The sequence below is a fragment of the Pseudoalteromonas sp. MM17-2 genome (genome assembly GCF_022347945.1).
Taxonomy (GTDB): Bacteria; Pseudomonadota; Gammaproteobacteria; order Enterobacterales; family Alteromonadaceae; genus Pseudoalteromonas; species Pseudoalteromonas ruthenica.
The window spans coordinates 1-24,212 of sequence record NZ_JAKRFV010000004.1 but is presented as its reverse complement, the minus strand read 5'-3'; the positions used below and the strand labels follow the sequence as shown (position 1 = coordinate 24,212).

Below are 24,212 nucleotides of genomic sequence, written 5' to 3'. Positions count from 1 at the left end.
ATAAATTGCAACAGATTCGACCTCTCTATGCGTAAATTTTGTTACACTGCCGCAGTTTTTTTGAACTAAAGCAGAGCAGGTATGTTAGAGCAGTTTTATCAAGACTTTGGTACCCATGTGTGCATTTCTCGTGAGCAAGGCAGTCGATTTGCCAAAGCGGTCGCCGATGACTTCAACCCGTTACATGATGTCGAGGCGAAGAAATTTTGCGTGCCTGGGGATTTACTGTTCTCGGTGGTACTCGATAAATATGGAATTAATGAGCAAATGCACTTCACCTTCGCCAATATGGTCGATGAGGGTGTAAAGCTAAGCATGCCGCAAGGAGAAGCACAGTTCGATATTAAAGACGGCGACAAATGCTATCTAAGCGTGCAGCGTGAGGGCGAAAACAGCCAATGTAAAACCCTGACCAATGCGCTGATTAAAAACTATGTTGAATTCTCGGGAAAGGCCTTTCCCCATGTGGTTGTGCCACTGATGGCAAAGCAAGGTGTAATGATTAACCCTGCGCGGCCAATGATCATTTATGAATCAATGAGTATTCATATGGACACTCTAGCAGTAACAGCTCCTGAACTGCGCGAAGCCGAGCATGTATTTACCTACGAAGGTAAGCGCGGCAAGATTATTTTGCGCTTTGATTTACTGGCTCAGGGTGAAGTCGTGGGTCGTGGAGAAAAGCATATGCTGGTCTCGGGGATTCGAGAATATTGTCAGGACACGGTGGATGAACTGATACGCGGCTATAACGAACGCAAAGCGGCATTGAAACCGTAATAAAGCACAGATAGAAAAGCGCCTGAAGGCGCTTTTTTTTGTCTTTTTTCGCATCCAGTGACATTTGGCACAGGTCGAATGGGATGTTGCTCTTTACAGTGACATTTCAATCACATCACAGGATACGAACAATGAAAAAAGTATTGAACGTTGCATGGTTCTTGTTAGTCGCCGTGCAGGCCCAGGCTGAGCAGTCTACTCAATGGCAGGTCACCCTCGGTGCTGGCGGAGCCATTATCACAACCCCTTGGGCTGGAATGGCAACACAACATCAGTCACTGCCGTTTGTAAGTGCTCAATATGGACGTTGGCGCTTTGGTGTTGACCAAGGGTTGGTGAGCTACCGCGTGTTGGATAGTCAAGTCGGTATTGATATGGGTCTTAACTTTCGCGATCCCAGCTACGACAGTGTTTTGTTATATAAAAGCGACCTTTCTGACGACCCTGTATTCACCTCTTATGACGACCCTAGTGGCGAGCTGGTCGCAACCATGGCGCTCAACTATCATGGCTTCTCGGCCCGTTTTGCCCAAGATATTAGCAATGAATCCAGTTCGCTGGCGGCAAACGTTTCCTGCACGCTGTCTCCTTGGGAGTTGAGTGACAAGCTCCGGGTACACACAAGATTCGGAGTTCGGTTGCTCAGTGAAGATTATACCCAACACTTTTATGGTGTAAGTAAGGTGCAAGCTGCCCCACAGTATGGTCGCACGCAGTATCACTCCCAAGGCGCTATCAACCCTTTTGCACGTATTGCCCTGAGTTATCAATTCGCACCGCAATGGCAGGCAGTAGCCGCTTACCGAAGCGAATTCTGGGACGATGAAATTTATCACAGCCCCTTAGTATCGAGACATTATACGCACCAGTTAATGGTCTTTTTTACTTATCGGTTGCGTTAGTGCAGTGTTGCAACAGTTGCTGCCAAAAACGGCTACCTTTACGCCGAGCCAAACGAATGTTGTTTTCGGGAATACTTTCAGGGTCATCGTACTGTGCGAGTGCCTGCTCCATACTGTGTTCGCGAATAATATGTAAGGCCGGGTAGGGCGCGCGATTAGTGTAATTTGCGGCATCCTCAGGCTCGGCGTCAGCAAACACATAGTGAGGATGAAAGTGGGCTAATTGATAGGTGCCCTCAAATCCCTGTGCGACTAATAAGGCATTGGCTAAATCTATCAGCTCGAGAAAATCATCAAAGTCGTTAAAACCCTTAGCAAAAATCACCAAGGTGGTTTCAATGTCGCTATCGTTATCAAGCACACGACACTGCTCTAGGGTGTCAAGCACCGCCTCATCAACGCTAACGGCATCACTGGGATGATAATGAATGCGTTGGCTTTCGACTTCTTTGCGAGCAAACGGGCAAAAGTTGTATTTAACAATGACCGCACTGACCCATTCACGCATGGCTGCAACACAGTTAGACATCAGTGTATTCCTCTATAATCGCCAATGTTTTCGCTATCGCCCCTTGGTTTTTCTTCACTACATTAAGACCTATCGCGCCCATTTGTTGGCGCTTATGAGGGTCTTCGCTGAGTGCAATCAGTTGTGCTGCTAAGTTATCGGCTTGCACTTGCTGCGCACCGCCTTGCTTGATGAGCTCTGGGTAAACGTGGGCAAAGTTGAAAGTATGGGGGCCAGTTAAAACTGGAATGGCGTGGGCGCAAGCTTCTAATGGATTGTGTCCGCCGCGCGCGATAAGACTGCCGCCGATAAAAGCGAGGTCAGCGCAGCCATACAGCATGGTCAGCTCTCCTAGGGTATCTGCGAGCATGACGCTCTGCCCTTGGTAGTCGTTGTGACTACGACGACAAAAATCATAATTCTGCTGTTTAAGCACGGTGGCAACATTGTCAAATTGCTCCGGATGACGCGGGGCAATGATCAGTAAAGCCGAGGGCTGCTGCTTCAGTAATTCCTGGTGTGCTTGAAGGAGTAATTCCGGCTCGCAAGGGTGAGTGGAGCCGGCAATCCAAACAAAGGGTTTATTGAACTTGTGACGCAATTGCTGAGCTTGTTGTTGGTGCTTTTCGCTGACGGTGATATCGAACTTGATGGAGCCGGTAACATGCACTTTATGCTGGGCTAGACCCAGCTTAACAAATCGCTCGGCGTCATCATGATGGTGGCAGGCAAGCACATCAATATGGCGCATTATGTCCCGAGTGAGGGGGGCCACTTTGGCATATCCGTTGGCGGATTTCGCCGACAGCCGCGCGTTAATAATCACGGTTGCTAAACCTGCTTGTTTCGCCTGCTTTAATAAGTTCGGCCACAGTTCGGTTTCTATTATAGACAGTACTTTTGCTTGTGTACGACGGATAAAGCGCCGTTGACACCAAGGCAAATCGAACGGTAAGTAGCAGCAGCTTAATCGCTCTTTGTTTATGGCGTCGGCGAATAAAGTAGTGATTTGCTCACGCCCGGTGGGGGTATTGCAAGTAATGATTAAGCGGTACTTGGCACCGAGCAAGGCTTTTATCAGTGGTGCGCTGGCAAGCACTTCACCGACTGAGGCGCAATGCAAAATAATATCGCCAGTGGCCTGAGCGTAGCCAAAGCGCTCGCCAAAGTGTTGGCGATAACCAGGGTTTTTACGACCACGCAAATAATATAGGTATACCCAGGCTATGGGGATCAGTAGTACTAAAACAAGCGAATAAAGAAAACGGGCAAACACGATAAAGCCTAATTGTGAAATTCGACTAAAGTGTACCGCAGGCAATAGGGCAAGCCAAAGCTTGGCTGACAAAAACGTGCATTTATCAGTACTCTTTGGAATAATGCCGATAAACCCGTGAATGAGGACGCTTTATGGCTAATATTGACAACGCCGCCAACACTTACCTCGATAGCCTTGCGCGCCACCGCGCACTATTCGACACCATGGAACAATACCAACCGCAAGTATCGCAATTGTTGAGCGCCTGTCATCAGGCACTAGCTGCTGGTGGTAAGGTGATCTGGTTCGGTAATGGTGGCAGCGCCGCAGATGCACAGCATCTTGCTGCAGAGTTTGTGGTGCGCTATAAAAAAGAGCGCGGGCCACTGGCATCCATTGCCCTGACAACGGATACTTCCATTTTAACCGCGCACTCTAACGACTATCATTTTGATACTGTATTTGAGCGTCAAGTTCAGGCGTTGTGTAAACCACAGGATTTAGTGATTGGCCTGACGACTTCGGGAACCAGCGCCAACATCAATCTTGCGCTCCAAGCGGCCAACGACATCGGTGCTTATACCGTGGCTTTGACTGGCCGTGAAGGCGGCACCGTTAAAGATATTGCTAAACTTCCCATTATCATCAGCAATGATGAGACAGCGCGTACCCAAGAAGCCCATATGTTTATCGGCCACTGGTTGTGTGAAGCCCTAGATATGCTAGTGGCGGAGTAAGCAACATGGATTTAGGTCTGTTAAAACAGCTGCACAATGCCAAGGTCTTGGTGGTTGGGGATGTCATGCTTGACCGATACTGGCATGGTGACTCCGGGCGTATTTCCCCTGAAGCGCCGGTACCGGTGGTCAAGGTGAACCAGCTTGAAGACAAAGCCGGTGGCGCTGCCAATGTTGCCAAGAATATCGCGCGCCTTGATGGTCAGGTAGGCCTGCTAGGGCTTATTGGTGAGGATGAAAGTGGTCAAATTCTAGAGCGCATTCTTGCTGATGAACACATTGACTCACAGTTAGTCCATGCCGTGGAATTGCCGACGATAGCCAAGCTCAGGGTGATTAGTCGACACCAACAAGTGGTGCGCCTAGACCAGGAAGAACAGTTTTCTAAAGAGCATTCGCAGTTATTGTTGAATCGTTTAGAGCGTGTGGTGGGTGACTATGATTTCATTGTTTTCTCAGATTACAACAAAGGCTCATTGACGCTCATTGAGGCCATGATCCGGGTGGCCAAAGACGCGGGAAAAACCGTATTGGTGGACCCTAAGTCGCCGCAGTTAGGTTTATACCGTGGTGCCGACTACATCACGCCTAATTTAAATGAGTTTAAGCTCGCCGGTGGCGATGCCAGCAGCGAGCAGGCATTGACTGATACGGCGCGGGCATTAATAAAAGAGGCGGGAATTGGCGCGATGTTGCTGACTCGCTCAGAACAAGGTATGTCGCTGATTAGTGCTAGCGCTAAACACGACTATCCCGCACAAGTGCAAGAAGTGAGTGATGTCACAGGCGCTGGCGATACCGTAATCGCAACTTTAGCGGTGATGCTCGGGGCAGGAATGCCAGATTCTGATGCGGTAGAGCTGGCCAATTTAGCAGCGGGTATTGCTGTGAGTAAGCTAGGTGCGGCTACCGTGTCGCCTGAGGAACTCAGTGCAAAACTAGGTCAGTACCTGCGTGCGAATGGCGAGCATTACCAAACGCCTTTTGAATCCGTAATCCAGCATATTGAGTTTGCGAAACAAAATGGTGAGAAAATTGTATTCACCAATGGTTGCTTCGATATCCTCCACGCCGGTCATGTGCGCTATTTGGCACAAGCGAAAGCGATGGGAGACAGGCTCGTTGTTGGCTTAAATACCGATGACTCCATTGCTCGGCTGAAAGGGCCTGAACGTCCTATCAATCCTTTAGCTGAGCGGGCCATGGTATTGAGTGCACTGAACTCTGTGGACTGGGTGATCCCTTTCGGCAAAGAGCATGAGGGCGACACGCCAGCAAAACTGATTGAGCAAATCAGCCCGGATATCTTAGTCAAGGGCGGAGACTACAAAGTAGAAGAAATTGCAGGGGCCGAACATGTGCTGCGCCATGGCGGCCATGTTGAAGTGCTGGAGTTCCTCGATGGTTGCTCAACTTCCAATGTGATAGAGCGAATTAAAAAAGGACAGTAAAAAAGGAGCTACGGCTCCTTTTTTGATGAGTAAGGTTTAAAAGTTGTATTCAAACTTTAGGTATGCGCTGGTGTCTGTTTCTGAGCCCTCAACGGTATCATTGTTAGCAATAACGCCACCCACAGTGAAACGTCCTTTCATCGCTAAAAAGCGATAGCGAGCTTCCAGCTGCTGGCTATCAATCGGTGTTTTGGTAATGTTATGACCAAGGTCAGGGTTGTTGGGGTAACGATCGCTGTTGTCACTGTTAAAGTCGATTTGGCGCAACTTGACTTGCCAGTCATGACCATTACTTTGTTGGCCTAAAACAGTAAATACCCAAGATTGCGTGTCGTTATCGTAAGCCGAGCCAATAGTCCGTCCCTGATAACGATAGCCGGATAGATAAATAGAGTGCTCATAATAGCAGTTCTCAATATCCGGTGCTTCGGCGGCACAGCTGACGCCAGTATCGATATATTCCAGGTTAAAAGTCAGGTTTTGCGCGAATGCATATGCGCTGGTTTGGGCGCCAAAGACATAGGCTCTGTCTGCCGGTTTAAAGTAACTGCTCGCATCTTCGCCAATTGTGCTTACATATAAAGCATAAGGCTGAGAAAAAAGCGTGTCCGACCAACGCACATCGAGCCCGGCAAGTTGGTTACCGAGTTTGGTCTCCTGCTCAGAGGTACAGCTGTCAGCGCCATTTGCACATTCGGTTTTACCTAAGATCATATCAACAAAGTCTCCTAAGGAGCTTGGCTGGCCTTCACCTGCCCATTGCGCTGACCACGATAAAGCGACTTCAAGTTGTTGTAGCGGGCGGAAATTAACGCGGGTGCTCCATAGCATCGCATCAGGCTCGACCCGTGTTGACTCAAGTTGCGCCATCTGTGCGGTAAATGACCAAGGACCAATCCAACTTAGCCACGGCGTCTCAAATGCGGTGGCCTTTTCACGGCTCACACTAATCGCTGGTAGCGGCTTGGCGTTGGTGGACATAATCAAGCTGTTATCAATACCCGGCCCCCAAAACTGTTCAACCGCACCGGCACGAAATATCCAGTTTCCTAAACGATAAGCGATATAACTGTGATCCAAAGTCGTGTCATCACATTGCTCGAGCGCTTGCTCATTGGTCACGATATCCGCTTGGCCTTTATCTTTGACATAACAATTACGTCCGTCTTCGCGGTGATTAACGGCTAGTTTTGCCGCAAAGTTCTCTCCCAAGTAGCTGTAACTTGCAAGCATTTCTGTTTGCTGAGAGTGGCTCATCCCAAAACTGGTGACTGCACGGGGATCGGTGGCTTTAAAGCTATGCACTTGAAAGTTGTGAGGTTGGCCATTTTCGGATTCAAAGCGGTGACGCACACGCAGTGCCGCATCTTGAAGCTCAGCACTTAATGACGCAACCGGTGCCGCGCGCAACTCGTCGATAAAGCTATTCCACATAAGTGGAAATGTGGTTACCGGGGCTGAGATTACACCGGCATCGGCAAGGCGTTGGATATCTGCACGAAGACCATAATCATCGGGCTTAACCCAAGGCTCAGCAAAAACTGAAGAACTAACTAAACACAAAAAAGTGCATAATGAAGAAGTAGAGAAGCGCACGTTATTAGTCCCTAATACAAAACGAGCGGGTAGTCTACCAAGCTAATAGTGAGTTTGCAGCAGTTGAAATACGCTTTGATAATTTATTAAATATTCAATACAGCGACCGTGAGGGTATCGAAAACTACATCAACCCCCTATATAATGAGGCGATTAACGCAAGCCAGAATGTGGAGTAAATGGAACATTCCGAGCGCATTAGCCCAATAGCACCAACAAGTGTAAAACGGCTGCTATTCATTCCGGTCTCATCCACTGAAGGTATCGGCGAATATATACGTTCTCTAACCCTAGCCCTGAGTTTAAAGCAGCGCTACGCGGATGCTATTGATGTGCATTTTGCTCTTAATCAGCACACCAAGTACGCCAGTACCTGTCCCTTCAATACCACCTTACTGGCGCAGTCGCCGACAAAAGAAAATACGCGTGTGTGTGCGTTAATCCAAGATTATAAACCCGATGTCGTGATTTTTGATTGTGCTGGAAGAGCATCGCAGATGCGCAGTGCCCGAGCAGCGGGAGCCCAGGTTGTGTTTATTTCTCAGCACGCTAAAAAGCGCGCCAAAGGGCTCAAGCTCAATCGCGTTGATTGTATTGATAAGCACTGGGTGGTGCAGCCAGACTTTTGCATCGAACCACTAAGTTGGTTGGAACGCCTGAAAATTCGTTGTTTCAACTTAGTTGAGCCAATCAACATCGGTCCTTACTTTGCGCTCCCTGATGCTCAATCAACGCGACAAGCAATGGCCGATAGAGGGGTTCAAGCGGGTCAATACGTTGTTGTTAACGCCGGCTCAGGCGGGCACTTGAGTGAGCAAGGAGTCTGTGCCGACGTGTTTTATAAGGCTGCACAAGAGTTAAGTGAGCGCTTAAATATCCCAACGGTGGTCGTATTTGGGGCTAATTACCCTGACGCTTTGCCAGTATCGAGCGAACCCTTGGTGCATGTTGTCGGTGGCTTGAGTAATGCTGAGTTTATTGCTTTACTGGCTAATGCCAAAATGGGTCTGCTGAGTGCCGGCGATGCTTTATTACAAGCGATTGCTTTGCAGCTCCCTTGTGTTGCCGCGCCCGTTTCTAAAGATCAGCCTAAGCGCCTAGCAATGTGCTCTGCACAGGGGTTAGTGCATGCTGCGCCGTTAAACCGTAACACGCTGACTGCACAAGCTGTAGCACTGCTCAATGATGAACAGCAGTGGGCAAGCATACAAAACGCTTTGCAGGGGCGTGCGCAATTGCATAGCCAAGATTTCATTGCCAAGCAATTTCAAGAGTTATTGGCGTTATAGAGCGTTTAGGGTATCGAGGTAAGCTTGCTCTAAGCGTTGCCAATGGTGTTCTTGCCAGTGAAAAGTGGGCTGTCGAGCGGCTTCTTTAGCGAAACTACGTTGCAAGCGGGCGATATTCTGCTGCTGCCATTGTTGCTTGGGAATGCGCAGCTCGCCACGATCAAAATCGATAACATGGGCCTGGTTGTCAGCGCCAAACAAAATATTATTAATATTTAAATCGGCATGATACACCCCGGCTTGATGGAATCGCGCAAGGGTGGTGCCGATATGGCTTATCAGCGTATCTTCTAGGGGCGCGGCAACTAGCTTTTCACACAAACTTTGCGCCCCTGGTAGTGCCCGGGTGATAATGTCGCCTCGGTAAATTAAGCCGTTGCGGCGAATCATGGCAGCTATGGGTTCAACTACAGGCAGGCCTTGTTCATGAAGTTGGCAGGTGAGGGTGAACTCTTTGTATACTCGGGTGTTGGCTAAACCAGTATAAAAATACTGATCGCTCAGTACCTTACCGATTAATCCGCCGCGCCAGTAGTGGCGAAGCACTGCCCGTAAATCCTGATGTTCGAAAAAATAGGTGGTTGCTCGGCCGCTTTTTTGTGCATAGACCTTATTTTGCTTTAACCAAAACGTCGGCTCGAACCAATTTTCCTGCACAGATTGCGCTGGGTATTTGTACGTTAATAGCGTGTGCTTGAAAGAAAGTGGACGAGTATGCATGAGTGTTACAAGGCAAACAAAATAATGGCGCTAGTGTAGCTGCTTTTGGAGTCAGGTTAAACCGCTTCACGCTTGCATTGCGCTGGGGTTGCTTTACCATTTGCGAAGATTAATTGCTATTAGGAAATACCGCGTGCCACTAGAGTCTATGCAATCCATTTGTATCCTTCGTTTGTCTGCGATTGGCGATGTGTGTCATGCCGTCAGTGCCGTACAAGCTATTCAAAAAGTGCACCCTAATGCCAAGATTACCTGGGTGATTGGCAAGGTTGAGGCCATGCTGTTGCAAGGATTGCCGGGGGTAGAGCTTGTGGTGTTTGATAAAAAGCAGGGAAGGGCAGCTTTTAAAGCCTTAAAGCAACGCTTCAAAGGCCTGCGCTTTGACGTGTTATTGAACATGCAAGTGGCTTTTAGAGCGGGCTTGGTTAGCCGTTGCATTCCAGCTAAGGTGAAAATCGGCTTCGATAAAGCACGCTCAAAAGAACTGCACAGCTTATTCATTAATAAACGCATCGACGCTAAGAGTGAACCTCATGTGCTCGAAGGCTTTATGCAATTTGCCGAGCAATTAGGGGTGCAAGATTTTACCCCGCAGTGGCAGTTGCCCTTGAGCGGGGCAGATAAAGCCAAAGCCGTTGAGCTGGTGGGCGACAATGGCGATCCGTTATTGGTGATAAGCCCTGCGGCAAGTAAAGCAGAGCGTAATTGGCTACCCGAGCGTTATGCTGCTGTTGCCAAGTATGCGGCGAGTAAAGGTTTCAAGGTGGCACTCACTGGCGGCCCGACCGACATGGAGCGCGCTTTAGCCGCTGATATTATCAGTCAGTGCGATTTTGAGGTGAATAATTTGGTGGGCCAAACCTCGCTTAAAGAGCTGACCTGCGTGTTGGCTTTGGCCACTGTGGTACTGGCTCCCGATACCGGTCCGGCGCATATGGCAACGACTCAAGGCACACCTGTTATTGGCTTATATGCGCACTCAAACCCGAAGCGCACCGGGCCCTACCTATCGCAGCAGTACGTAGTGGAAAGCTATTTTGACGCGGTTAAAGAGCAGCATGGTAAGCCTGCTGAGCAGTTACCTTGGGGCACGCGGGTTAAAGGTGAGCTAATGCATCGCATTAGTGTTGAAGCTGTGACCGCGATGTTTGATAAAGTTGTACACGAGCACCGATTATGAGCAATAAAGCCGTTTTTTTAGACCGCGATGGCGTTATTAATGTTGACCATGCCTATGTCCACAAGCCCGAAGATTTTGAGTTTATTGCGGGCGTGTTTGCTGCTTGTCGCAGTTTTCAACAGCGTGGCTATCGACTGATTATTGTCACGAATCAATCGGGTATTGCCCGTGGCTATTACAGTGAACAACAATTTGCTGAACTTACTACCTGGATGAAAGAGCAGTTTTTACAGCACGATGTGCGCATTGATGAGGTGTATTACTGTCCTCATCACCCCACTAAGGGGATAGGCGACTACCGCCAGCAGTGTGCCTGTCGCAAGCCTGAACCGGGCATGTTGCAACGCGGCATTGCTGTGTTTAACCTCGACCCCGAACACTGTGTCATGGTCGGTGACAAACATGGCGATATCCAAGCTGCACAGCGCTGTGGCATTGGCACTAAAGTGTTGGTGCGTAGCGGCCAAAAGTTTGACCAAAAGGCGCAAAGTGATGCCGATTACACCTGCGACACGCTCGCTGATGTGCCTGCACTGCTGTGAGGGAATCTTTACATCCGGGATGGGTTACCACGCTGTGCTGTGGTCCAACCGCGTGTACAAACAATGCAATTGTACGTGTAACCTTTTACAATACCCCTAACTTTGTTTAACAAGCGAACCTACCCACGTCTTTGACGTAGCATGGGTCCCCCGTTCAAGTATTGGAGAAATCTATGAGAGCCTCTGCGTTTTATACTCAACTGCAAGCGCAAATCGAGCAAGTCAAAGCCGATGGCCTATACAAAAGCGAGCGCATTATTACCTCGCAGCAACAGGCTGAAATTGACGTTGCCAGCGGCGATAAAGTGATTAACTTTTGTGCCAATAACTACCTTGGTTTAGCGAATCATCCAGAGCTTATTAAAGCAGCGCAACAAGGCTTGAACGATCATGGTTTCGGTGTTGCTTCCGTGCGTTTTATCTGTGGTACGCAAGACATTCACAAAACCCTTGAAAGCAAAATTAGTGACTTTTTACAAACCGAAGACACCATTCTTTACTCTTCTTGTTTTGACGCTAATGCGGGTCTTTTTGAGACCATTCTTGGCCCTGAAGATGCCATTATTTCCGATGCCCTAAACCATGCCTCAATTATCGACGGTGTGCGTCTATGTAAAGCAAAGCGTTTCCGCTATGCCAATAATGATATGGCCGACCTTGAGCAGCAACTGATTGCCGCTGATGAAGCTGGCGCTAAAACCAAGCTGATCGCCACTGACGGCGTGTTCTCGATGGATGGCGTAATTTGTAACCTCGAAGCGCTGTGTGATTTAGCTGATAAGTACGATGCCCTCGTTATGGTCGATGACTCTCATGCTGTAGGCTTTGTTGGTGAAAATGGTCGTGGTACGCCTGAGTACTGTGGCGTGTTAGACCGTGTCGATATTATCACTGGCACCTTAGGTAAGGCCTTAGGCGGTGCATCAGGCGGTTATACCTCAGGTAAGAAAGAAATCGTTGAGTGGCTACGCCAACGCTCACGTCCTTATCTATTCTCGAACTCGCTGGCACCATCCATTGTGACTGCGTCAATAAAAGTGCTGGATATGCTGGCTGATGGCAAAGAGTTGCGCGATACTTTATGGTCCAATGCGGCTTACTTCCGTGAGCAAATGGAAGCGGCGGGTTTCACTTGTGCTGGTAAAGATCATGCCATTATTCCGGTGATGTTAGGAGATGCCAAGCTCGCTGGGCAAATGGCCGATAAACTACTGGCTGAAGGCATTTATGTCACTGGGTTCTCATTCCCAGTGGTGCCAAAAGGGCAGGCGCGTATTCGTACCCAAATCTCTGCTGCACACAGCAAAGCGCAACTCGACAAAGCCATTGATGCCTTTATTCGTATCGGCAAAGAGTTGGGCGTAATTTAGGAGCGCAGAGATGAAAGCATTATCAAAATTAAAGGCTGAAACCGGGATTTGGATGACTGATGCGCCAAAACCGGAAGTGGGCCATAACGATTTATTGATTAAAATTCGTAAAACCGCTATTTGCGGCACCGATGTGCATATCTACAACTGGGATGAGTGGGCGCAAAATACCATTCCAGTGCCTATGGTGGTAGGTCATGAGTACGTCGGTGAGGTTGTCGATATGGGCCAGGAAGTGCGTGGCTTTGAAGTGGGTGACCGGGTTTCTGGTGAAGGTCATATTACCTGTGGTCATTGCCGTAATTGTCGCGCCGGGCGTGTACATTTGTGTCGTAATACCACAGGTGTGGGCGTTAACCGTGAAGGTAGCTTTGCGGAATACTTGGTTATTCCAGCGTTCAATGCTTTTAAGATCCCCGATAATATCTCCGATGAGCTGGCCTCTATTTTTGACCCGTTTGGCAACGCTGTACACACTGCTTTGTCGTTCGACTTGGTAGGTGAAGATGTATTGATCACCGGCGCAGGCCCGATTGGTATTATGGCTGCAGCTGTAGCTAAGCACGTTGGTGCACGCAATGTGGTGATCACCGACATCAACGAGTACCGCCTTGATTTGGCCCGTAAGATGGGCGCTACACGGGCTGTTAACGTCAGTGAAGAAAAGCTCGAAGACGTGATGACAGAGCTGGGGATGACAGAGGGCTTTGATGTTGGCTTAGAGATGTCAGGGGTGCCGGTGGCATTTAACTCTATGCTCGATAACATGAACCATGGCGGCAAGATAGCTATGCTGGGTATTCCGCCTTCAGATATGGCTGTAGACTGGAACCAAGTTATTTTTAAAGGCTTGGTAATCAAGGGTATTTATGGCCGTGAGATGTTTGAAACCTGGTACAAAATGGCCAGCTTGATTCAGTCAGGTCTTGATATTTCCCCTGTGATCACCCATCAATTCAATATCGATGACTTTCAGCAAGGTTTCGACACGATGTTGTCGGGGCAGTCAGGTAAAGTTATTCTCGATTGGCAGTAAGTAGCCTATGAAGGCGGCTAAGCCGCCTTTTCAGTGTTTAGTAAATTTGGAGTCCCATGGCTTTTAAACATATCTCGGTGTCGCAGACACATGAATTACTAAACGACGATAATGTCGTTATTGCTGATATACGTGACCCGAACAGTTTCGCAGGCGGCCATATTCCTGGTTCCGAGCATTTAAGTAATAGTAATATCAGCGAGTTCATGCTGCATAAGGAGTATGAGCAACCTATTATTGTTGTGTGTTACCACGGTATTAGCTCGCAAGGCGCTGCTGGTTACTTAGCTGAGCAAGGGTTTGATGACGTATACAGTATGGATGGCGGCTTTGACGCCTGGGCGAAACAATTTCCACAATCGGTTGAAAAATGATTGAACTAGGGAGCACCAATAACGTGCGTGCTGCTCAAGGGTTTATTGATTACTTGAGTACTCAAGGGCTGCATGGCGAGCTCAAACCTGCACAGCAGGGGCATGTGATTATTGCTGTTGATCCGGAGCATTTTCATGCTGTTCAGCCGTTATGGAATGAGTTTAAAACAGAGCCGAATCATCCGCGATACAGTGATGCCGCATGGCAAAGCGGGCGTACCGATTCAGGCTTGGTTTACAGCGGCAATAAGCTTAATTTGTGGCAACGCTTCAACGGGCTCAGTTTATTGGTTAAAAGCGTCAGTATTATCAGTGTGATTATCTATGCGCTGTTTTTATTGGGCCAGTTTAGCCATATATTCCCACTGTTACAGTTTAAAGCATCGCAGCCGCTCTCTTGGATAACGCCAGCAGTCGTTCATTTCTCTGCAATTCATTTGATATTTAATGTGCTGTGGTGGTTGACGTTAGGGCCTGCTATCGAACGCCAGACATCGAAACTCACTTTATTGAGTGTGTTTTTACTTGGCTCTTTGGCCAGCGCGTGGGCGCAATATACTATGGTCGGCCCTAATTTCGGTGGTCTCTCAGGTGTTGTGTATGCGCAGGTAGGGTTTTGTTGGATTTATCCTTTGCTAGCGAAAACTAAACCGATGATGACCAAGGCGATGATTGGTTTTCTGCTACTGTGGCTAGTTTTTGGTTTTACCGATACTTTCTTTATGCCTATGGCCAACTGGGCGCATTTAGGCGGTTTAGTCAGTGGTATCGTGTTAGCGCTGGTGATGGCCTTTGGAAGTAATAAAAAAGCGGCTTAAGCCGCTTTTTTATTACTCGTGATGTTAGTGATAAAGGTATTTGGTAAACAGTACATCGCGAATAATATCTTTACCGGTTTCCTGCTTCAGTAAGGTTTTAAGCCGTTCGATGCATTTCTGTCTTATCTCTTCGCGGCCCGTTAAACTTTTAATTTTATCCTCTGGCTCTTGCGATAAGATTTCAACAATGGCGTCACGCAGCAGTGGCATGTGATGTTCAACCACTGAAATATTGCCAACATCTTCTAACATCAGATCGACAGTCACTCGCACATAGCCGAGCTTCTTACTTGATTGGCTAATGTAGTTCGCAACGATATCAGGCTCAAAGCCATAATAACCAACATCTCCCGCCGCCTTTGCGGGGCTGAACATGAGCAGAGTAAAGGCACTGACAAGTAATAGTTTGAGCGCTCGAGGCATAATAATTAGTGTGCTAGTTTTCATCAAGTTATCCATATTTTAGCGCGCTTAGCGATTTATCGTCCAGATTTATTAGTAAAGGGGTTACTGTGCTCTGTGAGAGCTTTTGCCATTAGTGTAGCAGTGGTATGATCGAAGCAATAGTCGAATCAAGGTAGTATGTTTTGCCTGCACACCCTATACCTCTTCGCGCGCAGTGGATAAGCATCGAGCACGCTAAGGTGACTGACACACTAGCCGATTGGCTACTGGAGTCTGGCTCGCTAACGAAGCGTTTAAAGTCACAGTGCCAACAATTTGCGGTGGAAGTTCTAAGCGAAAAAGTGGTAGCCAGTCGCTTTTGCGACCACGCTGTTTTCAACCCCCCCAGTACGAATGTGCGTGTGCGTGAAGTGTTGCTGTTTTGCGATAACGAACCTATGGTCTATGCGCAAACTTGGCTTCCTGAACAGCAGTCGCAGCAAGGGGTTGATTTAGCCCATTTGGGCAATAATCCATTGGGCGAAGTGATTTTCCAAGACCCGCAAATCCAACGAGTAGGTATGGAGGTGGCTGATTTCGCTCACAATCAGAGTCTGGCTGAGCTTACACACTCGTTAAAGCTGCCTGGTGGGCCGCTATGGGGACGCCGTAGTTGCTTCAATTTAACGAACCAACAAATAATGGTGTGCGAGATATTTTTACCCGGAGCCTATCCTTACCTATGAAACTAGCACCACTTAAGGCGATGCATTGGCCTTACTATAAGCAATTGATGCGTATTGATAAGCCTATCGGCACCTTGCTACTGCTGTGGCCTACTTTTTGGGCTTTGTGGCTTGCTGGTGCAGATTGGCCGCCGGTGAGCCTCGCGGTAATTTTTGCCTTGGGGGTGTTCGTTATGCGTAGCGCAGGGTGCGTGATCAATGACTTTGCCGATCGTAATGTTGATGGTGCGGTGCAGCGTACTCAACAGCGCCCTCTGGCAGCAGGAACCGTGAGTGCCGGTGAGGCGCTGAGCTTATTCGCTTTGCTGGTGGTTATGGCTTTTGCGCTCGTGTTATTACTTAACTGGCAGACGATATTACTGTCATTTGGGGCGCTTGCCTTGGCTGCGTGTTATCCCTTTATGAAACGTTATACCCATTTACCCCAAGTGGTGTTAGGAGCTGCGTTTAGCTGGGCAATTCCAATGGCTTACATGGCCACTATCGAAGCGCTGCCGATATATGCATGGTTACTGTTTTTCGCCAATGTAGTGTGGACTGTAGCGTATGACACCTTGTATGCGATGGTGGATAGGGATGATGATGTTAAAATAGGTATCAAATCCACCGCTATTTTATTTGGTCGTTACGACCTTCTGGCGGTGGCTTTATTGGATGCCACCTTTATTGCACTGTTGGCCTATATCGGTTTGGATATGCAACTTTTTTGGCCATTTTGGCTTGGTCTCAGCATTGCGACTATGTTGTTGGTGCGACAGCTTTACTTGTGTCGCCACCGAGAGCGAGCCGCGTGTTTCAATGCATTTTTGAATAACCACTATGTCGGCCTAGCCATTTTTATTGGTATTGCCGTTAGCTTGCTTTAATTCGGTGGGTCAACAAAGCCGGCGACAGAATTATTCTTGCGAAACCAGCCAGCGATAGAGAAGCGCGACTGCTTTGCTGGCAATACCTCATGCATAAATAGTTCACTTTCAAACACAACCAGTGTGCCACAGCGAGGGGCTACGCGCCGGGCCACTAATTTGGAGCGCGGTTGATAGATCACTAACTCGCCTCCCTCATCAGGGGTGTTTAGGTAGCAAACCGTAGTAAATACACGGTTCGAGCGCCCCTTAAAAGCATCGTAATGCTTTTTGTAGAAGTCCCCAGGCTGATAGTGGGCAAAGTGGCATTCATAATCGAACAGGCCAAGGAAAAAATGTCGGTTAATGTGCAGGCGCAATGCTTCCATTAAAGCTATGTAGTCTTGCTCTGCTTGTGAGTGTCCGCTAAACCACAAAGTTTTGTCTTTTCTTATTTGCTCGTTATGTTGAAACTCTTGGCGGCGGCCAATTCCAGCTGGTGAAAAGGCATCGTATTGTTGTTGCGCTGTATTCAGGAGCTGGCTGGTTAAAGAGCTCGGTAATGCTTGCTCAATCACAGCATAACCGTGCTGATGCACATCATCGATGATCTGTGCAAATAATGCTTCTTGATTCACATGAGGAAATTCAAATTAAAAGGTGGCTTAGTATACCTTCGAAATGACAAAGCACTACTGTTTATTGGTGTAAATGTGGGCACATTGATAGATAAGCCTCGACCGCCTAGTCTTAGCTGCTATTTTTTAATGGCTTGCCACTTAAAAAGTAGTAGTAATACTCGCCCAAGTTTGAGCGAGTAGGTAGGTGTTTATTTTGAAGCTGCAAAGAGTTAAGCACTCAAGTGCCGAGCGCTGGCAACTTGTTCAATCACATCCAATAATTGAATAATGTGCTGTTGCTGCTCCAATTGCTCTTGGGTTTTGACGATTAAACGCGAGTGCGCTTCATCACTGGCTTGTAGGCATATAAGGTCATCGTGGTTGTTGATGGCATTTGTATGTTCAATACCGCCAATGGCAATGCTTTGCCCGTTGGTCACCGCGTTTATCACCTCTTCTAGGCTACCTAAACGCAGGCCATTGCCCTTGCGCAGAACGTCGGCAGCCTCTTTTATCATGCTTTGCACATGCTGGCTTTGCGAAAAACAACCAAACAGCGGGTAGGCATCAAGGTCATGTAAGGTGACGCTGGCTTTATGTGCTAAAGGGTGGTTGCGGCTTGCAAAGAGTACGAGCTGATCCGGTAAATGGATATCGCTCCCGCCGAGGCAGGCGTTTTCTTCACTGACAAAAATATCAATTTCGCCTCGTTTCAGACGAGAATGTAGCTCTTGCTGATCTTGTAGCTGCATCTCGATTTTCACTTCAGGGTGCTGTGCCATAAACTGACCGCAAGACATGGGCACAATGGAGCTCGCTGAGCTGGTATAGCCAATTACAACACGGTTTTCACTTTTGCCACTGAGTTTGTCGAGTAATTGTTTGGTACGTGCATATTCATCTAGGGTATTTTGGCAAAAACGTAAAAAAACTTCGCCTTCCTTCGTTAATATGACTGAGCGTGTAGAGCGTGATACTAGTTGATGACCAACTTCCTCTTCCAAAGTTTGAATGCTTCGTGTTAATGCGGAGGTACTAATGTTGGTTTTTTCTGCCGCTTGGCGAAAATGGCGCAAAGAGCCAAGGGCGAGGAATTGTTTAAGTTGTTCGAATCTCACTTTTAATTCCTTTTAAGTAAGTTATTAGGTGTATGGATTGGGGTTAATCCTCCTCAATACTAGTACATTGTACCTGAAATAAAAAGATGTCTTTTGTAACAAATTTTTCAAGTTCATCGTGGGGTTAATTGATAATAATCATTAGTCAGGGTAGCGGTTTTTTATAGCAATGAATTCATCAATATTTTTGATCATTAATTCGACTAAAGTCGGGTCGAAATGATGCCCTTTTTGTTGTTCTATAAGGTCTATTATATCCTCCATAGGCCAAGCCTTTTTATAACAGCGTTCGCTCCCTAGTGCGTCAAATACGTCTGCCAGAGCCGTAATTCTGCCGACAATGTGAATGGCCTCTTTAGCAAGGCCTTTAGGGTATCCAGAGCCATCCCATTTTTCATGGTGTTGGCCGGCGATTATTGCACCACATTGTAAAATTTCGTTACTGGATCTGTGGAGTATTTCGTAACCCACTTGTGCATGTTGTTGCATTATTTCCCATTCTTGATCATTGAGCTTTCCGGGCTTATTTAAAATATGATCCGGGATACTTATTTTGCCAATATCATGTAACGGCGATGCTAGTTTAAGTACTTCAGCTTGATAATCACTTAAGCCATAAAGTGTTGCCAATAGATAACTGTAATTAGCCACCCTTTTTACATGAGAACCGGTCTCTTTCGAGCGTTTTTCCACGGCTTCACCGAGAATATACGACAGCTCTTTTTGCGACTCTCTTACCGTTTCCCGTAATTTTAAGTTGTTGTAAGCCAGCGCCACGTTATTGGCGAAAAACTCTAGTAATTGGTGTTCATGAGTATTCAAGTGGGTGCCGCGATCTACATATAGCATGGTCTCCATGCCATTTTGACCTGGGAAGTAACCGACATAGTTACTACCATTTTTTATTGAACGTTTGCGCTGGTGAGCATTGTGAAAATCTTGGCGCACATTGTGTGGCAGTTTACTAATGTCTGACTCGGGAGGGTGTCCTGAAGCCGCGAGCAATTTAAATTCAGTATTTTCTTGGTTGCTGCTGTAGGTCACCGCAGCACAGTATAGCTCGGCATCTTCTAGGCCCAGTATATGGGAAATGTTATTGAGCACCACGGACGCAAATTGGTGGATGCTGTCACACTTGAGAAACACCGTAGAGGCGTTGATGATGCGTTCTAACCCTTGTTTCTGCCGGTTAATTAATTGAATATCGCGATATCCGCGCAGCGCCGAATAAACCAACGTTTTGAGTTTTATAGCGGTAAGCTCAGTTTTATTTTTGTAGTCGTTAATGTCGTAGTCGCGGATAATCGACTCTTCGGGAGCTTCTCCTGGTTGCCCAGTGCGTAAAATAAGACGGATATCATGGTTATCAATTTGCTCGCGAATATGCTTTATAAGCATCAATCCGGCGTGATTGGTTTCCATAACTACATCGACTAGCGCGACAGCGAAAGTGCTATCTTGCTCCAGCAATTCGATAGCTTCTTGTGCTGAATAGACGTGTGTTAATTCTACATAGCGATGTTCGAACTCAAAGTTAGAGAGCACTAACCGAGTGACATGGTGAATATCTTGGTCGTCATCAACAACAAGTACACGCCAAGGCGGTAAATTAGTTTCTGTTGTTTGTGTTTCTGCATCATCGACTTCGGAAAAAAGATACTCACTCACACTGGGTTCCACCATTTCAGGTCAATGTAACCTGAGTATAGGTGAGATTTATTTCTCTGGTGAGTGAGAATGTTTTCCTATGCTTTCTAATTCAATGGCAATCGCATCACAGGAAATATGTATTTCGTAAAGAGAGGTGAGCAAAGAGACCATGAGTGCCACTAAGCTTATGCCAAACAAGGCCGTGCCTAGAGGGGTAAACTCAACAAATAACGCAAACATCGCTAGGGTACACAGTAAAAACGACGCCACCCCCCAAAATTGCATACTGCGGATAAGTCGAATTCGCTTCTTTAAGTTTAATATTTGCTCAATCACGAAGGGCCTGATTTGCTCGCCTTCGCGGGCATTAAGTTCGCGGATCAGTTGTGCCAGTACGAGAAAACGATTGGTGTAGGCTAACAGGAGAAGAGAAATCGCTGGAAAAAGCAGTGCAGGGGTGGTTAATGTCATCATTTTTTCCAATTTTTATGTGTATAATTAGGGAATGTTAACTATGGGCTAGACATTTTTACAAATAACGGGCTTAATGTTAACAATTTGCCGCTCGCCAATTCAAAAGCTAAGGCAAAAGACAAGATTAATCAAGAATATGCGTATGCGTAGAGGGCTCGTGTCGGTGATACGGTGCCGCACGTTGATGCAAAGGGGGAGAGATGGCTATCAACAGTGGTGAATACCATCACAATGAAGTAACGGATAAATTAGCAAGTGACTTCGCACAACGTTGTGCTGATTTGTTCAATGTTGAGCCAGAGCAGTTAAATCAAGCCTTGGCGGCTTCATCCAGTGATCAACAAGTAAATCAACTTGCCGCGCAATTAAGTCAGCAGCTGAGCATTGCTCTCGTTGCAGCGCAGCTGGGTCGTGGTGGAGATAGCGCAGAGCTAGACGAATTGCGTAATGAGCTTAGTGCTATTAAAGAGCGCTATGCCAAACAGAATCGTCAGTTACTAGAAGCGCAGCAGGAAAATGCGCAGTATGCCGATGAGCATGTTCAGCTTAAGCAAAAACAACATGAACTGGCGGCATTGAAGCATCGTTTAACGGAGCTTGAGAGCGATAATTACAATTCGCAAAGTGAGCGCCAAGAGTTACTGGATGCCGTAACAGCGTTGCGAGAGGAAAAAACACGGTTGGAGCAAGACAACCAATCGTTGAAGCAGGCGCTTGAGAGCCAACGTCAAAGCAATATGGCGTGGCAAGAAAAACTGCAAGAAGTGTCTTCGCAACAGCAAGGTAACGAGCAGCTCGAACAGCAGCTCACTGAACTGCAAAAAGAAAATGAAGCTGTTGCAGAGCAACTGGCTCACTACGAACAGCTTGTTAGCCGTCAGAATCAGCAACTCTCGGAGTTGTCTGAAAAGCTTAATGAAACAGAGCAGCAAGGTGAAAATCACCAGCTTACTGTTGAGCGCTTACAGCAACTAGGTGAGCAGCTACGTGAACAGCTCAGCGAGGAACAAGCTGCGGTTGCTCAACATAAGGAAGAAAATCAGCAACTCATTGAGCGTTTAGAGCGCCAAGATGCGAGTAGCGGCGATATGGCTCAGCAAATTGAGCAGTCGCAGCAGAAAATCGAGCAACTTACGGCACAGCTGGGCACCATTGATGAGTTGAAGCAGCAAATGCAAGCGCAAAGCGAGCAGCATGAGCAAGCTCTGCAAGAACAAGCGCAACAGCAACAAGCTCAATTTGAACAGCAGCAGCAACAGTGGCAAGCGCGGTTAGAGGAATTAGAGCAGGGCTTAGCTGAGAAGCAATCGCAAACCGAAGAACTGGATCAACAGAAGCAATCGCTTGCTGAAGAGCTTGAGCAACATAAAGTACGTTGTGAGCAAGAAGAGCAAGAAATTGAAGAGCTGAAGAAGCAAATTCAAGAGCTGACCAACCGCCATCGCGATGAGCGAGAGCGTAATGAGAGCTTGCGTTCACGTATTGATAATGATTCACGACAAGCTCGCCAAGCTTTTGATAGCTTACGTTCTGAGCACATCGAACTCAAAGATGAGCTAGAGCAAGCACAAGAGAAAATGATGGAATACAAACTGAAATTTGACTACGCCCAGAAGCAGCTGCAAAGCGATTCGTAGTGGATTTCAAGTGGGTTAAGGTCTTCGACGCTGAGCACGGCGTCGAGGCCAATATCATTAAAGGTCGCCTACAACATGCTGGTATAGAAAGTCGTTTGACCGGCGAGGCTCTGCAAGGGGCCTTGGGAGAGATCCCTTTCATTGAGGCTGGCGTTGGTGTGTGGGTGTACGATATAAAACTGTCCGCCGCCCAACAAATCTTGTTAGAATATCGACAATCGAAAACATCCGCGCAGAAGTGGCAATGCCACCATTGTCAGCAGTGGAACCCTGCAAGCTTTGATCTGTGTTGGTCCTGCATGAAAGAAAAACATGAACAAGCCCAATAACTTTCAGCGTATTCGTGAGTTGAATACGGTGCAAAAGGCTGCGTTAGCGGCAGCCTTAATGGAACGTATGCTTCCTAACTACTCGCTATTCAGTGATGCACTTGAATTTGGAGATCCCGCAGTACTCAAAAATGCACTCGCTTTATGTTGGGAAAAAATTCTTTTACCAAAAAGTAAGATTAGTATCGAGAAGTTAGTCGAGAAAGTTGAGCCAAATGTGCCAGAAGTGTCTGATTTCGATGTCTTTGGTGTATATCCAGCTATTGATGCGGCAACCGCGCTGCTAACGCTTTTGCATGGGATTCAAAGCAAGGATGAGCAAGAGTACGTCAACGTATGCAAGATTGCTCAAGGTACAGTAGCACGATTGATTGAGTATCAGTTTGAGCTGGACGAGCAAGCTTATCAAGCCAAAGATGTAAACCAACACCCATTAATGGAATACGAGGTTGGGGTGCTAAGTGAGTTAATTGACTTTGTCTCGGCCTTGAATCGCATTGATAAAGACAATGTTAAAGCCTTGCGCCATCTTGCTGTAGAGGATGGGCACACTAACATTGGTGTAGAAATTTAGCCCAACGCCACATATCACATGCGCTGGTATAAGCGTCCCCAAGCTTGCCCAGCGCGTTTTTCCTTTCGCAACTGCCAGTTATCAGGAGCAGTGAAGTCGGCGTTATTCGCCTCCACTTCCACATACACTAAAGCATCGTCAGCTAGCCAACCATTTTCTTCCAAGGCTTGGGCACATTTACTCGCGAGTCCCTTATGAAAAGGTGGGTCAATAAACGCAATATCATAAGCCGCACTGCTTGGTTGAGTTAACAGAGTTAACGCATCCCCTTGTTGTACACCCACGTTTAGCATGTTAAGGAGTGCTGCGTTGTCGCGTAGTTGCTGTGCTGCTTTAGGCTCCAACTCAATCAGAGTCACTTGTTTGGCAAATCGTGATTGGGCTTCAAACCCTAGGCTGCCGGCACCTGCAAAGCAGTCTAATACCTGGGCACCACGAATATCCATCATGAGCCAATTAAAAACGGTTTCTTTTACGCGATCTGTGGTTGGTCTTAGGCCTTCAATATCATGTACTGGTAACTTTCTGCCTCTATGTTGACCACCAATAATGCGTATTTGCCCTGTTTTTGTTGTGCGTTTATGCGCGGGTTTTGTGGCTTTTCTATTGATGGACATGCATTTACTCACTATATGCTTTTTCCACAGGCTGGGAAAATGGTAATATAACGCGCAATTATAAATAATATTTGTGGCTAACGACAGCTGCTTTAAAAGGCGAGTGCATCGCCATGACTGGAAATATGGTTTCATACAATGGCTAAAAAAAGTAAGTTTCTGTCCTGGTTTGGATTAGGTAAAAAAGAAGAGCAAGCAAAACAAGAAGAACAGGAACGTCTTGCAAAAGAGCAGGCTGAGCGTGAACAGCAGGAGCGCTTAGCTAAAGAACAGGCAGAGCGTGAAGAGCAGGAGCGCTTAGCTAAAGAACAAGCTGAACGTGAAGAGCAAGAGCGCCTAGCTAAAGAACAAGCCGAGCGTGAAGAGCAGGAGCGCTTAGCTAAAGAACAAGCAGAACGTGAACAGCAGGAACGTTTAGCTAAAGAACAAGCTGAACGTGAAGAGCAAGAGCGCTTAGCTAAAGAACAGGCAGAGCGTGAAGAGCAAGAGCGCTTAGCGAAAGAACAAGCCGAGCGTGAAGAGCAGGAGCGTTTAGCTAAAGAACAAGCCGAGCGCGAGCAGCAGGAACGTTTAGCGAAAGAACAAGCCGAGCGCGAGCAGCAGGAGCGCTTAGCGAAAGAACAGGCAGAGCGTGAAGAGCAGGAACGTTTAGCTAAA

26 protein-coding genes and 1 pseudogene are annotated in these 24,212 nt (G+C 47.3%); 17 read left to right on the top strand and 10 right to left on the bottom strand.

Annotation, left to right across the window (positions count from 1 at the left end; all coding sequences use genetic code 11):
- Positions 1-81 precede the first annotated feature (81 nt).
- A complete protein-coding gene (locus tag MHM93_RS04875) occupies positions 82-780 on the top strand; it encodes a DUF3581 family protein (protein WP_022946498.1) in 699 nt (232 codons plus the stop codon).
- A gap of 131 nt (positions 781-911) precedes the next feature.
- Complete coding sequence (locus tag MHM93_RS04870; protein ID WP_239448220.1) at positions 912-1,682, top strand: MipA/OmpV family protein; 771 nt, start codon at positions 912-914, stop codon at positions 1,680-1,682.
- Here the strand turns inward: MHM93_RS04870 and MHM93_RS04865 are convergent.
- Complete coding sequence (locus MHM93_RS04865; RefSeq protein ID WP_239448219.1) at positions 1,663-2,211, bottom strand: DUF1415 domain-containing protein; 549 nt, start codon at positions 2,209-2,211, stop codon at positions 1,663-1,665. The two genes, MHM93_RS04870 and MHM93_RS04865, sit on opposite strands and share 20 nt — an antisense overlap.
- The gene (gene waaA, locus MHM93_RS04860; protein WP_239448350.1) at positions 2,204-3,466 is read right to left on the bottom strand and encodes a lipid IV(A) 3-deoxy-D-manno-octulosonic acid transferase; all 1,263 of its coding nucleotides are present in this window, start codon (positions 3,464-3,466) and stop codon (positions 2,204-2,206) included. Before waaA ends, MHM93_RS04865 begins: the two co-directional genes overlap by 8 nt.
- A 134-nt stretch (positions 3,467-3,600) precedes the next feature.
- Between waaA and MHM93_RS04855 the strand changes: the two genes are divergently transcribed.
- Complete coding sequence (locus MHM93_RS04855; RefSeq protein ID WP_239448218.1) at positions 3,601-4,185, top strand: SIS domain-containing protein; 585 nt, start codon at positions 3,601-3,603, stop codon at positions 4,183-4,185.
- Between the two features lie 5 nt (positions 4,186-4,190).
- Positions 4,191-5,636 (top strand): bifunctional D-glycero-beta-D-manno-heptose-7-phosphate kinase/D-glycero-beta-D-manno-heptose 1-phosphate adenylyltransferase HldE, encoded by a 1,446-nt coding sequence (gene hldE, locus MHM93_RS04850; protein ID WP_022946493.1) that lies wholly within the window; start codon positions 4,191-4,193, stop codon positions 5,634-5,636.
- 36 nt (positions 5,637-5,672) lie between these two features.
- Here hldE and MHM93_RS04845 read toward each other — a convergent pair whose 3' ends face one another.
- On the bottom strand, positions 5,673-7,232 hold the full coding sequence (locus MHM93_RS04845; protein WP_239448217.1) for a capsule assembly Wzi family protein: 1,560 nt from the start codon (positions 7,230-7,232) through the stop codon (positions 5,673-5,675).
- Positions 7,233-7,411: 179 nt separating this feature from the next.
- Here MHM93_RS04845 and MHM93_RS04840 point away from each other — a divergent pair, with 179 nt between their 5' ends.
- Entirely contained in the window at positions 7,412-8,521 is a 1,110-nt protein-coding gene (locus MHM93_RS04840; protein ID WP_239448216.1) for a glycosyltransferase family 1 protein, read from the top strand.
- On the opposite strand, the gene MHM93_RS04835 is transcribed toward MHM93_RS04840, so the two are convergent.
- On the bottom strand, positions 8,516-9,241 hold the full coding sequence (locus MHM93_RS04835) for a 3-deoxy-D-manno-octulosonic acid kinase (RefSeq protein ID WP_239448215.1): 726 nt from the start codon (positions 9,239-9,241) through the stop codon (positions 8,516-8,518). The two genes, MHM93_RS04840 and MHM93_RS04835, sit on opposite strands and share 6 nt — an antisense overlap.
- 148 nt (positions 9,242-9,389) lie before the next feature.
- Here MHM93_RS04835 and MHM93_RS04830 point away from each other — a divergent pair, with 148 nt between their 5' ends.
- The 6 genes from MHM93_RS04830 (at position 9,390) to glpG (ending at position 14,561) form a co-directional block, all read left to right on the top strand.
- Positions 9,390-10,421: a glycosyltransferase family 9 protein gene (locus MHM93_RS04830; RefSeq protein WP_239448349.1), complete on the top strand. Its 1,032-nt coding sequence runs from the start codon at positions 9,390-9,392 to the stop codon at positions 10,419-10,421.
- Entirely contained in the window at positions 10,418-10,963 is a 546-nt protein-coding gene (gene gmhB / locus MHM93_RS04825; RefSeq protein ID WP_239448214.1) for a D-glycero-beta-D-manno-heptose 1,7-bisphosphate 7-phosphatase, read from the top strand. The genes MHM93_RS04830 and gmhB overlap by 4 nt, the downstream gene beginning before the upstream one ends.
- 173 nt (positions 10,964-11,136) lie before the next feature.
- The gene (locus MHM93_RS04820) at positions 11,137-12,333 is read left to right on the top strand and encodes a glycine C-acetyltransferase (RefSeq protein ID WP_022946487.1); all 1,197 of its coding nucleotides are present in this window, start codon (positions 11,137-11,139) and stop codon (positions 12,331-12,333) included.
- Positions 12,334-12,343: 10 nt separating this feature from the next.
- Positions 12,344-13,369 (top strand): L-threonine 3-dehydrogenase, encoded by a 1,026-nt coding sequence (tdh, locus tag MHM93_RS04815; RefSeq protein WP_022946486.1) that lies wholly within the window; start codon positions 12,344-12,346, stop codon positions 13,367-13,369.
- 56 nt (positions 13,370-13,425) lie between these two features.
- On the top strand, positions 13,426-13,743 hold the full coding sequence (gene glpE / locus MHM93_RS04810; protein ID WP_239448213.1) for a thiosulfate sulfurtransferase GlpE: 318 nt from the start codon (positions 13,426-13,428) through the stop codon (positions 13,741-13,743).
- Positions 13,740-14,561 (top strand): rhomboid family intramembrane serine protease GlpG, encoded by an 822-nt coding sequence (gene glpG, locus MHM93_RS04805; RefSeq protein WP_022946484.1) that lies wholly within the window; start codon positions 13,740-13,742, stop codon positions 14,559-14,561. The genes glpE and glpG overlap by 4 nt, the downstream gene beginning before the upstream one ends.
- A 24-nt stretch (positions 14,562-14,585) precedes the next feature.
- On the opposite strand, the gene MHM93_RS04800 is transcribed toward glpG, so the two are convergent.
- Positions 14,586-14,936 (bottom strand): flagellar basal body-associated protein FliL, encoded by a 351-nt coding sequence (locus MHM93_RS04800; RefSeq protein WP_231658170.1) that lies wholly within the window; start codon positions 14,934-14,936, stop codon positions 14,586-14,588.
- Positions 14,937-15,148: 212 nt separating this feature from the next.
- Here MHM93_RS04800 and MHM93_RS04795 point away from each other — a divergent pair, with 212 nt between their 5' ends.
- Both MHM93_RS04795 and ubiA read left to right on the top strand, forming a co-directional pair.
- Positions 15,149-15,691, top strand: a complete 543-nt coding sequence (locus MHM93_RS04795; RefSeq protein WP_138588915.1) for a chorismate lyase — start codon at positions 15,149-15,151, stop codon at positions 15,689-15,691.
- The gene (gene ubiA / locus MHM93_RS04790) at positions 15,688-16,557 is read left to right on the top strand and encodes a 4-hydroxybenzoate octaprenyltransferase (RefSeq protein WP_152440303.1); all 870 of its coding nucleotides are present in this window, start codon (positions 15,688-15,690) and stop codon (positions 16,555-16,557) included. The genes MHM93_RS04795 and ubiA overlap by 4 nt, the downstream gene beginning before the upstream one ends.
- On the opposite strand, the gene MHM93_RS04785 is transcribed toward ubiA, so the two are convergent.
- The 4 genes from MHM93_RS04785 to MHM93_RS04770 all read right to left on the bottom strand — a co-directional run bounded on the left by MHM93_RS04785 (position 16,554) and on the right by MHM93_RS04770 (position 20,395).
- On the bottom strand, positions 16,554-17,174 hold the full coding sequence (locus MHM93_RS04785) for a 2OG-Fe(II) oxygenase (RefSeq protein WP_045979631.1): 621 nt from the start codon (positions 17,172-17,174) through the stop codon (positions 16,554-16,556). The two genes, ubiA and MHM93_RS04785, sit on opposite strands and share 4 nt — an antisense overlap.
- Before the next feature lie 212 nt (positions 17,175-17,386).
- A complete protein-coding gene (locus MHM93_RS04780) occupies positions 17,387-18,274 on the bottom strand; it encodes a LysR family transcriptional regulator (RefSeq protein ID WP_022946479.1) in 888 nt (295 codons plus the stop codon).
- Between the two features lie 141 nt (positions 18,275-18,415).
- Complete coding sequence (locus tag MHM93_RS04775) at positions 18,416-19,942, bottom strand: DUF3369 domain-containing protein (protein WP_239448212.1); 1,527 nt, start codon at positions 19,940-19,942, stop codon at positions 18,416-18,418.
- Positions 19,943-19,990: 48 nt separating this feature from the next.
- On the bottom strand, positions 19,991-20,395 hold the full coding sequence (locus MHM93_RS04770) for a DUF2721 domain-containing protein (RefSeq protein WP_022946477.1): 405 nt from the start codon (positions 20,393-20,395) through the stop codon (positions 19,991-19,993).
- Between the two features lie 203 nt (positions 20,396-20,598).
- On the opposite strand from MHM93_RS04770, the gene MHM93_RS04765 reads away from it, so the two are divergent.
- The 3 genes from MHM93_RS04765 to MHM93_RS04755 are packed head-to-tail and all read left to right on the top strand — an operon-like array spanning position 20,599 to position 22,938.
- Positions 20,599-22,035, top strand: a complete 1,437-nt coding sequence (locus MHM93_RS04765) for a hypothetical protein (RefSeq protein ID WP_022946476.1) — start codon at positions 20,599-20,601, stop codon at positions 22,033-22,035.
- Positions 22,035-22,364, top strand: coding sequence for a DUF2007 domain-containing protein (locus tag MHM93_RS04760; RefSeq protein ID WP_022946475.1), 330 nt, complete (start codon positions 22,035-22,037; stop codon positions 22,362-22,364). Before MHM93_RS04765 ends, MHM93_RS04760 begins: the two co-directional genes overlap by 1 nt.
- Positions 22,348-22,938 carry a YjaG family protein gene (locus tag MHM93_RS04755; protein WP_239448211.1) on the top strand — a complete coding sequence of 197 codons (591 nt, stop codon included), beginning with the start codon at positions 22,348-22,350 and terminating at the stop codon, positions 22,936-22,938. The genes MHM93_RS04760 and MHM93_RS04755 overlap by 17 nt, the downstream gene beginning before the upstream one ends.
- A 14-nt stretch (positions 22,939-22,952) precedes the next feature.
- Here MHM93_RS04755 and rsmD read toward each other — a convergent pair whose 3' ends face one another.
- Positions 22,953-23,555 (bottom strand): 16S rRNA (guanine(966)-N(2))-methyltransferase RsmD, encoded by a 603-nt coding sequence (gene rsmD, locus MHM93_RS04750; RefSeq protein WP_239448210.1) that lies wholly within the window; start codon positions 23,553-23,555, stop codon positions 22,953-22,955.
- A gap of 138 nt (positions 23,556-23,693) precedes the next feature.
- Here rsmD and MHM93_RS04745 point away from each other — a divergent pair.
- Positions 23,694-24,212: pseudogene (locus tag MHM93_RS04745) on the top strand (signal recognition particle-docking protein FtsY); the annotation flags it as partial.

Bases quoted from the DNA above. Each gene is read 5' to 3' on its own strand.
- MHM93_RS04840 (WP_239448216.1), top strand. From the start codon at position 7,412: ATGGAACATTCCGAGCGCATTAGCCCAATAGCACCAACAAGTGTAAAA.
- glpE (WP_239448213.1), top strand. From the start codon at position 13,426: ATGGCTTTTAAACATATCTCGGTGTCGCAGACACATGAATTACTAAAC.
- tdh (WP_022946486.1), top strand. From the start codon at position 12,344: ATGAAAGCATTATCAAAATTAAAGGCTGAAACCGGGATTTGGATGACT.
- MHM93_RS04820 (WP_022946487.1), top strand. From the start codon at position 11,137: ATGAGAGCCTCTGCGTTTTATACTCAACTGCAAGCGCAAATCGAGCAA.
- MHM93_RS04800 (WP_231658170.1), bottom strand. From the start codon at position 14,936: ATGTTCAGCCCCGCAAAGGCGGCGGGAGATGTTGGTTATTATGGCTTT.
- rsmD (WP_239448210.1), bottom strand. From the start codon at position 23,555: ATGTCCATCAATAGAAAAGCCACAAAACCCGCGCATAAACGCACAACA.
- MHM93_RS04835 (WP_239448215.1), bottom strand. From the start codon at position 9,241: ATGCATACTCGTCCACTTTCTTTCAAGCACACGCTATTAACGTACAAA.
- MHM93_RS04865 (WP_239448219.1), bottom strand. From the start codon at position 2,211: ATGTCTAACTGTGTTGCAGCCATGCGTGAATGGGTCAGTGCGGTCATT.
- ubiA (WP_152440303.1), top strand. From the start codon at position 15,688: ATGAAACTAGCACCACTTAAGGCGATGCATTGGCCTTACTATAAGCAA.
- MHM93_RS04765 (WP_022946476.1), top strand. From the start codon at position 20,599: ATGGCTATCAACAGTGGTGAATACCATCACAATGAAGTAACGGATAAA.
- gmhB (WP_239448214.1), top strand. From the start codon at position 10,418: ATGAGCAATAAAGCCGTTTTTTTAGACCGCGATGGCGTTATTAATGTT.
- hldE (WP_022946493.1), top strand. From the start codon at position 4,191: ATGGATTTAGGTCTGTTAAAACAGCTGCACAATGCCAAGGTCTTGGTG.
- MHM93_RS04770 (WP_022946477.1), bottom strand. From the start codon at position 20,395: ATGACATTAACCACCCCTGCACTGCTTTTTCCAGCGATTTCTCTTCTC.
- MHM93_RS04870 (WP_239448220.1), top strand. From the start codon at position 912: ATGAAAAAAGTATTGAACGTTGCATGGTTCTTGTTAGTCGCCGTGCAG.
- MHM93_RS04755 (WP_239448211.1), top strand. From the start codon at position 22,348: ATGAACAAGCCCAATAACTTTCAGCGTATTCGTGAGTTGAATACGGTG.
- MHM93_RS04875 (WP_022946498.1), top strand. From the start codon at position 82: ATGTTAGAGCAGTTTTATCAAGACTTTGGTACCCATGTGTGCATTTCT.
- glpG (WP_022946484.1), top strand. From the start codon at position 13,740: ATGATTGAACTAGGGAGCACCAATAACGTGCGTGCTGCTCAAGGGTTT.
- MHM93_RS04830 (WP_239448349.1), top strand. From the start codon at position 9,390: ATGCAATCCATTTGTATCCTTCGTTTGTCTGCGATTGGCGATGTGTGT.
- MHM93_RS04855 (WP_239448218.1), top strand. From the start codon at position 3,601: ATGGCTAATATTGACAACGCCGCCAACACTTACCTCGATAGCCTTGCG.